Origin of the sequence: Magnetospirillum gryphiswaldense MSR-1 v2, from assembly GCF_000513295.1 — a bacterium.
GTDB lineage: Bacteria > Pseudomonadota > Alphaproteobacteria > Rhodospirillales > Magnetospirillaceae > Magnetospirillum > Magnetospirillum gryphiswaldense.
Window position 1 is genome coordinate 1,738,899 of sequence record NC_023065.1, and the last position, 9,970, is coordinate 1,748,868.

Annotated in this window: 10 protein-coding genes; 9 read left to right on the forward strand and 1 reads right to left on the reverse strand. The window is 62.0% G+C overall.

Going from position 1 to position 9,970, the window contains the following annotated elements; genetic code table 11:
• Positions 1-67 precede the first annotated feature (67 nt).
• Positions 68-319, reverse strand: coding sequence for a hypothetical protein (locus MGMSRV2_RS08265; RefSeq protein ID WP_024079884.1), 252 nt, complete (start codon positions 317-319; stop codon positions 68-70).
• A 226-nt stretch (positions 320-545) separates the two neighbouring features.
• On the opposite strand from MGMSRV2_RS08265, the gene MGMSRV2_RS08270 reads away from it, so the two are divergent.
• From MGMSRV2_RS08270 to MGMSRV2_RS08310, 9 genes are all read left to right on the forward strand, one after another.
• Positions 546-782 carry a hypothetical protein gene (locus MGMSRV2_RS08270; protein WP_024079885.1) on the forward strand — a complete coding sequence of 79 codons (237 nt, stop codon included), beginning with the start codon at positions 546-548 and terminating at the stop codon, positions 780-782.
• 23 nt (positions 783-805) lie between these two features.
• Positions 806-961, forward strand: a complete 156-nt coding sequence (locus MGMSRV2_RS08275) for a DUF3309 domain-containing protein (RefSeq protein WP_024079886.1) — start codon at positions 806-808, stop codon at positions 959-961.
• Between the two features lie 38 nt (positions 962-999).
• Positions 1,000-1,173: a CsbD family protein gene (locus tag MGMSRV2_RS08280; protein WP_024079887.1), complete on the forward strand. Its 174-nt coding sequence runs from the start codon at positions 1,000-1,002 to the stop codon at positions 1,171-1,173.
• Between the two features lie 37 nt (positions 1,174-1,210).
• Positions 1,211-2,113: an OmpA family protein gene (locus tag MGMSRV2_RS08285; RefSeq protein ID WP_024079888.1), complete on the forward strand. Its 903-nt coding sequence runs from the start codon at positions 1,211-1,213 to the stop codon at positions 2,111-2,113.
• A gap of 38 nt (positions 2,114-2,151) precedes the next feature.
• On the forward strand, positions 2,152-2,394 hold the full coding sequence (locus MGMSRV2_RS08290; protein ID WP_024079889.1) for a YMGG-like glycine zipper-containing protein: 243 nt from the start codon (positions 2,152-2,154) through the stop codon (positions 2,392-2,394).
• 36 nt (positions 2,395-2,430) lie between these two features.
• Positions 2,431-2,904 (forward strand): OmpA family protein, encoded by a 474-nt coding sequence (locus MGMSRV2_RS08295; protein ID WP_024079890.1) that lies wholly within the window; start codon positions 2,431-2,433, stop codon positions 2,902-2,904.
• Positions 2,905-3,044: 140 nt separating this feature from the next.
• Complete coding sequence (locus MGMSRV2_RS08300) at positions 3,045-4,349, forward strand: sensor histidine kinase (RefSeq protein ID WP_024079891.1); 1,305 nt, start codon at positions 3,045-3,047, stop codon at positions 4,347-4,349.
• 58 nt (positions 4,350-4,407) lie between these two features.
• Positions 4,408-7,290 (forward strand): chemotaxis protein CheB, encoded by a 2,883-nt coding sequence (locus MGMSRV2_RS08305; protein ID WP_024079892.1) that lies wholly within the window; start codon positions 4,408-4,410, stop codon positions 7,288-7,290.
• 21 nt (positions 7,291-7,311) lie between these two features.
• Positions 7,312-9,960, forward strand: a complete 2,649-nt coding sequence (locus MGMSRV2_RS08310) for a cation-translocating P-type ATPase (protein WP_024079893.1) — start codon at positions 7,312-7,314, stop codon at positions 9,958-9,960.
• The last annotated feature ends 10 nt before the right edge of the window (positions 9,961-9,970 follow it).

Here is a 9,970-nt window from a genome sequence, read left to right on the forward strand (position 1 = left end):
GCCCAATTTTGCCCTCGCGCTTTTGGCATGTTTCACCTTTGGCTGATTGTGATCATCGGGATGAAAGCTACTCGATCGTGCCGGAAGCCGACGACACAGGCCTGGGCACCGGAGTGAAAAACTGTCGATCAACTAATGTCTTGGCCGAAACCGCCATGGTTTCACCGTGATTTTCCACACCGTTCAGCCGAGCATGCAGCAATTGATCCCCCGTCGTCCACACCCGCACGATTTCCCACACCGTCCCGAAGCGGATACCGGCCTTGACGAAACGATCCCCCACCTGAAGGGGAGCAGGTGCCTTGCGCCCAAACAACATTTTCGCCGATCTCCTTGCGTCCGGATGGCTAGCGTCCGGACCATCAAGCATAACCAGCGAGATCGGTTGCGCGTCAGCATCGGAAAATACTTATAACACATATAAATTTATTTGTTAAAACACATATACATCACGATGCGTATTTTCCGAACCTGCACTAAATACGCCATAATTAGTATTGTGACACCTCATACTATTGGCAAAGACGTGAACCAATGAGGCGGCCATGAAATCTTCACGACTGCCGATCAGGTATCGCGCCATATCAATGGAACTAGCCGCCTACCTGGATGAGCATTGCGTTGAAATGCACATCCTTACCGATGACGGCCAGACCATTTCGGTCGCCTGCCCTACCGATTCAATCTTTGCCGTTTTACGTCACATCAAGCGACTGGGCATCGACTGCCCGGAGATCGCAACCTGGGGCACCACAGGCAGCACCCGATCCGGGCGAGCCTGATTGGAATTTTAGGAGCAGCCACCATGCTCGGCACCGTTCTTCTGGTCATCCTCATCCTGTTCCTGATCGGCGCCCTGCCGCGATGGTCGCACAGCGCCAACTGGGGCTACTTCCCCAGCGGCCTGCTGGGTTTGGTCCTCATCGTCGTCATCGTCATGTTGCTCATGGGTCGGATTTAGACCCGGCCCTTTCCAAACCTGAACAAAGGCTTATCGCCATGAACAAGAATCGCATCATCGGATCTGGCAAGCAGATCAAAGGCAGCATCAAGGAAGCGGTCGGCAAGGCTGTCGGCGACGCCAAGCTGCAAGTGGACGGCAAGGCCGAAAAGATAGAGGGCAAGGCGCAAAATCTGGTCGGCACCATCGAAGACAAGATCAAGTCGTCCTGAACCAGCGTCCCAGCCAACAGTATCCCAGGAGAATCCCATGAAAAGTTACACGATGCTCGCGGCTCCGCTTTTGCTTTGCGGTCTGGCGGCCTGTAACGGCACCCCGACCAACGGCCTGATTCCGGGCAGCACCTACCAGTTGGAGGAGCTGAACAAGGCCCGACCGGTCGGCACCCCCTTCACCCAGGCGTTGACCGCCAATTACCGCGTCCTCGCCCAAGCCGAACGGGACGAATACGACTGGAACTCGTCGCAGATGTTCGCCAAGAAAGGCCTGGTCGCCGCCCAGGGCCGGGTTCCGTTGCCGGAAAGGCTGGACGATTGGTATATCGCCGACAAGGCGGCTGAACACGATCTGCGCATTGCTCGGGGCCGGTTGATGACCATGCTCGACAGCGACGCCCAGACCTGGGCGCCGCAATGGAGCGCCAACGCCCTGACCAATTTCGATTGCTGGATCCAGGAGCAGAACGAAGGCTGGCAGATGGACGAGATCGCCGCCTGTCGCGGCGCCTTCATGACCCACATGCAGCAGATCAGCGCCGGCCCCAAGATGAGCGTGGTCCAGCCCGCCCCTGCCAAGGGCACGGTGGCCGGCACCAAGCCGACCAATTATCTGGTCTTTTTCGATTTCGATAAGGCCGACCTGTTGCCCGAGGCCCGGGGCATCATCGCCAGCGCCCTGAAAGCCATCACTGCCGAACCCCAGGGGATGATCAAGGTCACCGGCTATACCGACACCTCGGGCACCCCGTCCTACAACGACAAGCTGTCCGCCCGACGCGGCAACGCGGTCGAACAGGCCTTGCTCCACGGCGGCATCGCCGCTGATCGCATCAGCGTCGACAGCCGGGGGGAAAGCGACCTGTTCGTCCAGACTCCGGACGGCGTGCGCGAACCGCAAAATCGTCGGGCCACCATCGAGCTGATGGGGAAATAGCCCTCTCCCCGTCCCGCTTCGACACAGGAACACACATCATGAAACCCATCATTCTCGCCCTTACCGCCTTTGTCTGCGCCGCCAGCCTGACGGCCTGCGGTTCCTCCACCGGCGACCGCGCCATCAGCGGCGCCGGCATCGGTGCCGGCGTCGGCGCCCTTGGCGGACTTATGCTCGGCTCCCCCTTGGAAGGTGCCTTGATCGGCGGTGCCGTCGGCGCCGGCGCTGGCGCCCTGACCAAGGAAAAGGACGTCAATCTCGGTCGGCCGGTCTGGCGCTGAACGCGCCCCCGAACCACCACATGAACGGAGTTTCCCATGTTCACTTCGACGAAAATCCTGCCGACCCTCGCCGCCGCCATCGCCCTTTCCCTGGTGGCGGGCTGCGCCGATCAGCCGAAATCCAGCCAGGCCGCCGCCCCGCCCATGGCTGACTCGCCGGAACTGGCCGGCGCCTGGTATCAGATTTATTTCGACACCAACAAGACCGACATCGATTCCCGCGGACGGATGGTGGTCAACAGCGTCGCCCACGTCGCCACCAATAACGGCCTGACCCGGGTGACGGTGATCGGCAAGACCGATCGCGTCGGCAGCACCGCCGGCAATGTCGCCCTGTCGCAGCGTCGTGCCGATCAGGTCCGCGACGCCCTGATCGCCGCCGGTGTCCCGGCGGACCGCATCGACACCAGTTGGACCGGCGAGGCCCGGCAGGCGGTATCCACCGCCAACGACGCCGAGGAACAACGCAATCGGGTCGTCGACGTAACCGTGGTGAAGATGACCAGATAAAACAGCCTCCGGCAGGAGGATGCAGAAAAACAACACGCATTCCTTTTAATTGATCACCCTGGCATGCGTTTTTACCTTAATGCGGCACTGTCTTTGGGCATAGACTGTTGGTCTCGTGTTTTTTTGAAAGGGGGGAGGCTTTGACGATCCAAAACCCCGACGACGATGCCCGCCTCATGTTGACCGGGTCTGCCACCTCAGGCCCGGTTGCGTGCGGTTTGGAACTGGCCGCGCCTTTGACGGCAAGCAAAGGGCCGTTGTCGCCCGAACACCTTCTGCATGAACTGCGTGTCCATCAGGCCGAGTTGGAGATGCAAAATGAAGAGCTGCGGCGCACCCAGCAGGCGTTGGAGGAATCGCGGGATCGTTACGTCGATCTTTATGAATTCGCCCCGGTCGGTTATCTGACCTTATCGAGCACCGGCACCATCGCCGAGATCAACCTGACCGGCGCCGCCATGCTGGGGGTCGAGCGCGGCAATCTGATCTCGCGGCGCTTCACCACCTTCGTTGCCGCTGCCGAACAGGATCGCTGGCATCGCCATCTGGTGCATGCCCTCCACCACCCTGGACGGCAGGAATGTGAACTGACGCTGTCACACGCTGACGGTACCCAATTCAGCGCCCACCTCGATTGCCTGCGACAGGAACGCGACAGCGTCCCGGTATTGCGCGTCGCCCTGGCCGACATCAGCATCCGCAAACAGGCGGAAGCCGAATTGGTCAGAACCCGCGAGATATTGCAGCACACCAATGAAAGGTTGCTGGCCTCGAACCGCGACCTCGAGCAATTCGCCTATGTCGCCTCGCACGATCTGCAGGAACCGTTGCGCATGGTGGTCAGCTACAGTCAGTTGCTGGAAAAGAAGTATCAGCATCTGCTCGACGACGATGCCCACACCTTCATCCATTTCATGGTCGATGGCGGCATGAGGATGCAGGCCATGATCCTGGACTTGCTGGAATTCTCACGCGTTGACCGCATAGGGGGCGAGCGGGAATTGGTGAACAGCGGTAACGCGGTGGACGAGGCCCTGCTCAGCTTGACCCAGGCCATCACCGAGGCCGGGGCCGAGGCAAGCCATACCGAATTGCCGGACATCCTCTATGTCCGCCACCAGTTTATCCGCCTGATGCAAAATCTGATCGGCAATGCGGTGAAGTATCGCCACAGCGCCCGCCCCCCCAAAGTCGTCGTCTCCGCCCGCCGCGACGGAGCAGCATGGGTATTTTCCGTCACCGACAACGGCATCGGCATCGAATCCACCTATTCCGAGCGAATCTTCACCATTTTCCAACGTCTGCATACCCGCGACAAGTATAGCGGCACCGGCATCGGCCTTGCCGTATGCAAGAAGATCGTCGAACATCACGGCGGTCGCATTTGGGTGGAATCCCATCCCGGAATCGGCAGCACGTTTTTATTTACCGTACCGGACCCCTGACGCTGCTCGGCAAGCCCCCGTCCTGCCAGCAGCCCGCCAGCGGCCCAGGAGAGATTTCTTGACGAGCAAATCCGGGACAAACCCCACCGCCAAACTGACCATTGTCGGCCTGGGTGCCTCGGCCGGCGGGTTGGACGCCTTGGCGACTTTCTTTCGTCATCTGCCCGTTGATACCGGCATGGCTTTCGTCCTGGTGTCCCATCTCGACCCCACTCACGCCAGTATCCTAAGCGAAATCCTGCAACGCACCACAACCATGCCGGTGGTCGAGGTCACTGACCGGATGACCGTCGCGGCCAACCGGGTCCATGTCATCCCCCCCAATCGCGACATGACCCTGCGTCAAGGCGCATTGCATCTGAGCCTGCCGGAACAGCCGCACGGCCAGCGCCTGCCCATCGACACTTTTTTTCTGTCGCTGGCCCTGGAATGTGGCGCAAGCGCCATCGGCATCGTTCTGTCGGGCACCGGCTCGGACGGCACCTTGGGTTTGCGCGCCATTACCGGCGCCGGCGGCATCGGCCTGGTACAGGATCCGGCCTCCGCCCAGTATGACGGCATGCCGACCAGCGCCATCAACGCAGGTGCCGCCACCCATGTGGTGACGCCGGAATTGATGCCGGACGCCTTGCAGGCCCACATACGGTACCCGAACATCGCCAGCGAACCACCCCCCGCCCCGGCGACCATCAGCGGCATGAACCAGATATTGCTGTTGTTGCGCACCGGTACCGGCCACGACTTTTCCGGCTACAAGAAAAGCACCATCGGTCGGCGCATCGAACGCCGACAGACCCTGCATGGTATCGAGGACATCACCCATTACGCCCGCTACCTGAAGGAACATCCGGTCGAAATCCAGGCGCTGTTCCGGGAATTGCTGATCAACGTCACCAGCTTTTTCCGCGACCCGGAGGCCTTCGTGACGCTGAAAAAAGAAGTCCTGCCGCAGATTCTGGATGGCAAGCCCCCGGATTACGTGGTCCGCCTGTGGGTCACCGGCTGCGCCACCGGGGAAGAGGCTTATTCCATCGCCATAATCCTGCGCGAGGTCATGGAGGAAAGCGGTCGACAGCTGAAGACCCAATTCTACGCCACCGATCTCGATGATGACGCCATCGCCATCGCCCGCGCCGGTTTCTATCCGCTCACCATCGCCCAAGACGTCTCGCCCGAACGGCTGGGCCATTTCTTCGTCAAGGAGGACAACGGTTATCGGGTGAAAAAGGAAGTCCGCGAGATGGTGGTGTTCGCCACCCAGAATGTCATCAAGGATCCCCCCTTCACCAAGATGGATCTGGTCAGTTGCCGCAACCTGATGATTTATCTGGAAACCGAGGTGCAAAACCGCCTGATCCCGGCCTTCCATTACGCCCTGAAGCCCGGCGGCATCCTGTTCCTGTCCCCGTCCGAGAGTATCGGCGGCCACACCGAGCTATTTTCCCCTCTCAATCGTAAATGGAAGTTCTACCGAACCAGCCCGTCCATCGCCTCGGCCCGCGCCATGCTGGCCAGCGGCCTGTCCTGGACCACCGGCACCGCCAACAAACCACCCGTGGATGTGATGAGTAAAACCAAGGAAACCAATATTGCCGAACTGACCCGACGGGCACTGGTTCAGTCCTTCGCCCCGGTGGCGGTGATGACCGATCACAAGGGCGACATCCTCTATGTCCACGGCGACACCAGCCTCTATTTGCGGCCGCCGCCGGGGCAGGCCACCTTGAACGCGGTGGAAATGGCCCATGAAGGCCTGCAACTGGAATTGCGCAGCGCCCTGAACCAAGCCGTCACCCAAGCAACGCCGACGCTGGAGCGCGAGGTTTCGTTCATGGTCGGCCAGGAAGTCCGCCGGGTCAGCCTGGGGGTCAGGCCATTGCCCACCGCCGAGCCCGGCCTGGGGTTGATCCTCATCAGCTTTCAGGAAATGCCCGCCGTCGTCGCCTCGGATAAGCCGGTGCGGCGCCGGCGCGCCGGCGGCTCGGTCGACCGCACCCGTATCGAGGAACTCGAACGCGACCTGACCTATACCCGGGAAAACCTGCAAGCCACCATCGAGGAACAGCAATCCTCGAACGAAGAACTGAAATCCACCAACGAAGAACTGCAATCCACCAACGAGGAACTGCAATCCACCAACGAGGAACTGGAAACCTCGAAGGAGGAACTGCAATCGGTCAACGAGGAACTGATCACCGTCAACGCCGAATTGCAGGCCAAGATCGAGCAACTGGCCGGCATGCAGAACGACATGAAGAACCTGCTCGACAACATCAATGTCGGCACCATCTTCCTGGATGACCGCCTGGCCATCCGCCGTTTCACCCGCGAGGCGGCCAAGGTCTATCGCCTGCTGGCATCCGATGTCGGACGCCCCTTGAGCGACATCAAATCCGATCTCGACGACGAAGACTTGCTGGCCAAGGCCCATACGGTGATCGAGACCCTGATCCCCTATGAGCGCGAATTGCGCACCATTGGCGGCGACTGGTATCTGACCCGCATCCAGCCTTATCGCACCTTGGACAACGTCATCGACGGCGTGGTCATCACCTTCGCCAATGTCAGCGCCCGCGTCGCCGCCGAAATGGCCGAGCAAGAAGGCCACGACATCGCCGAAAGCATCGTCGACGGCGTCGACAAGCCCATGCTGGTGCTGGACGATGCCTTCGCCGTCATCTTTGCCAGCAACTTGTTTTATCGCAGCTTCAAGCTCTCGCCGGGCGAGACGCGGGGACGGCTGATCTACTCCCTGGAGAATGGCACATGGGATGATCCGGCGCTGCGCGAAGTGCTGGAAAACGTCCTGCCGAAACAGCAAAGCTTCGACGACTTTGTCATGAGCCAGCACAAGATGCGCCTGAGCGGTCGCCGCATCGTCTGCAAGAGCAGCGCCCGCCCCTTGATCCTTTTGACCTTCGAGGATGACACCGTCCCATAATCCCCATGAAAGGGGTCCGTCATGCGCATTCAAGACCTGTCGGTCGACGCCGTCTATGACGCCCTCGCCACCACGCCCGAAGGACTTTCCGCCGCCGAGGCGGCCCGGCGTCTGGCCGAATATGGTCGCAATCAGGTCGAACGCATCGCCCCCGTCTCTCTGCTGCGACGCTTCGCCCGCCAGTTCATCCACCTGTTCGCGGTGGTGTTGTGGCTGGCGGCGGCCATGGCCTTCGTCGCCGAGACCTTTCAACCCGGGCAGGGCATGGGAACCCTGGGAATCGCCATCATCCTGGTGATCGTCATCAACGGCAGCTTCTCGTTCTTTCAGGAATACCGCAGCGAGCGGGCGCTGGAATCCCTGGTCCTGCTGCTGCCGCTCAATGTCAAGGCGCGCCGCGGCGGCGCATTGGTCGAGGTTGCCGCCACCGAACTGGTCCCCGGCGACATCGTGGTGCTGGAGGAAGGCAATGCCGTCCCCGCTGATTGCCGGGTGATCCGCTCCATGGGGGTACAGGTCAACTTGGCCTCGATCACCGGCGAATCGGTGCCGGTGGTCCGCGATGCCGAGGCCGATCCCAAGGCGGAACCGAGCGCCGCCCGCAATATCCTGCCCGCCGGGGCCGACATCGCCGCCGGCGAAGCCGAGGCGGTGATCTTCGCCACCGGCATGCGCACCATGCTGGGCGCCATCGCCCACCTGACCCAGACCGCCGGCCAGCAGACATCGCCGCTGCAGAAGGAAGTCATCCGGCTGTCGCGCATCATCTCGGTGATGGCGGTGGGCAGCGGCCTAGCCTTCTTCGCCATCGGCATGAGCGGCGGCATGGAAATCTGGCACGCCTCCATCTTCGCCATCGGGCTGATGGTCGCCAATGTCCCGGAAGGCTTGCTACCTACCGTCACCCTGGCCCTGGCCATGGCCAGCCGCCGTCTGGCCGCCAAGAACGTCTTGGTGCGCAAGCTGACCGGGGTCGAGACGCTGGGCTCGACCACCGTCATCTGCACCGACAAGACCGGCACCTTGACCGAAAACCGCATGCAGGCCAAACAAGCCTTCATCGCCGGTCAACTGGTCGAGGCCAGTGCCGTCGCCGAAGCCGGTCTGGCTGGCAAGCTGGCGCTGGAAACCGCTGGCCTGTGCCAGACCCTGGACGTGGTCGATCACCAATTGGTCGGCGATCCCACCGAAATCGCCCTGGTGCAACTGGCCGGCGGTAAGCCCGGCGGCGAGCCGGTGGATGGCATTTCCTTCGACTCGACCCGCCGCCGCATGTCCCTGCTTTATGCCCAGGCCGACACGGTCGTGCTGCATGTGAAGGGGGCCTTGGAATCCCTGCTGCCGCTGTGCGACCGCATCGCCGCCACGGATGGCGTGCAGACCATCACCGAGGCCGACCGCGAGGCCCTGTCGCAGGCGGAAATCCACATGGCCGAAGCCGGCATGCGGGTGCTGGCCCTGGCCCGGCGCGAGATGGTCCCGGGCACCGCCAAGGAAGAGTGGGAAAGCAATCTGGTGCTGCTGGGCCTGATCGGATTGCAAGACCCACCACGCCCGGCCGTACCCGACGCGGTGGCCCGCTGCCGCAAGGCCGGCATCAAGGTAGTGATGGTCACCGGCGATCATCCGCGCACCGCCGAAGCGGTGGCCCGTCAGGTCGGGCTGGTCACCCGCCCGCATCCGCGCATCATCGTCGGCGATCATCTGGAACGCATGAACAAGACCCAGTTGCAACTGGCCCTCGATGCGCCCGAGATCATCTTCGCCCGTACCCGCGCCGACCAGAAATGGCGGATCGTCGAGGCCTTGCAGGCCAAGGGCGAGGTGGTGGCGGTGACCGGCGACGGCGTCAACGATGCCCCCGCCTTGAAGCAGGCGGATATCGGTATCGCCATGGGCGCCTCGGGCACCGACGTCGCCCGTCAGGCCGCCGACATGGTGCTGCTGGACGACAATTTCGCCAGTATCGTCGCCGCCATCGAGGAAGGCCGCGCCGTCTTCGACAACATCCGCAAGTTCCTGACCTATATCCTGACCTCCAACATCCCCGAGATCGTCCCCTATCTGCTGTTCGCCGTGTTCAACGTGCCCTTGGGTCTGACCGTGGCGCAGATCCTGGCCATCGATTTGGGTACCGACATGGTGCCGGCCCTGGCCCTGGCGGTGGAACGCCCACACCCCGAGGTGATGAACCGCCCGCCACGGCGACGCAGCGAACGCCTGATCGATACCGGGTTGCTGATCCGCGCCTATGGCTTTCTCGGCCCATTGCAAGCGGCAGGGGCCATGGCGGCGTTCTTCATCGTCCTTGCGGGCGGCGGCTGGTCGTGGGGGCAGGAACTGGCGACGGATGCCCCCCTTTACCTGCACGCCACCACCGCCTGTCTGGCCACCGTGGTGGTGATGCAAATGGCCAATCTGTTCGCCTGCCGCAGCCATGACCGCTCGGCCTTCCGCTTCAGCCCGCACACCAACCGGCTGATCCCCATCGGCCTGGCCTTCGAGGCGGCGCTGATCGCCGCCCTGGTCTACACCCCGGTGGGCAACGCCCTGTTCGCCACCACCTTGCTGGATGTCAACGACTGGCTGCGCGCCGGTCTTTTCGCCCTGTTGCTGCTGCTGGCGGAAGAAGCCCGTAAGCTGATCGTCCGCCAGTTCCGCGCCGGATAAGACGGAACCG

What these genes read in the sequence shown, in the direction of transcription:
- MGMSRV2_RS08285 (WP_024079888.1), top strand. Translation starts at nt 1,211, where the DNA reads ATGAAAAGTTACACGATGCTCGCGGCTCCGCTTTTGCTTTGCGGTCTG.
- MGMSRV2_RS08295 (WP_024079890.1), top strand. Translation starts at nt 2,431, where the DNA reads ATGTTCACTTCGACGAAAATCCTGCCGACCCTCGCCGCCGCCATCGCC.
- MGMSRV2_RS08290 (WP_024079889.1), top strand. Translation starts at nt 2,152, where the DNA reads ATGAAACCCATCATTCTCGCCCTTACCGCCTTTGTCTGCGCCGCCAGC.
- MGMSRV2_RS08310 (WP_024079893.1), top strand. Translation starts at nt 7,312, where the DNA reads ATGCGCATTCAAGACCTGTCGGTCGACGCCGTCTATGACGCCCTCGCC.
- MGMSRV2_RS08275 (WP_024079886.1), top strand. Translation starts at nt 806, where the DNA reads ATGCTCGGCACCGTTCTTCTGGTCATCCTCATCCTGTTCCTGATCGGC.
- MGMSRV2_RS08270 (WP_024079885.1), top strand. Translation starts at nt 546, where the DNA reads ATGAAATCTTCACGACTGCCGATCAGGTATCGCGCCATATCAATGGAA.
- MGMSRV2_RS08280 (WP_024079887.1), top strand. Translation starts at nt 1,000, where the DNA reads ATGAACAAGAATCGCATCATCGGATCTGGCAAGCAGATCAAAGGCAGC.
- MGMSRV2_RS08265 (WP_024079884.1), bottom strand. Translation starts at nt 319, where the DNA reads ATGTTGTTTGGGCGCAAGGCACCTGCTCCCCTTCAGGTGGGGGATCGT.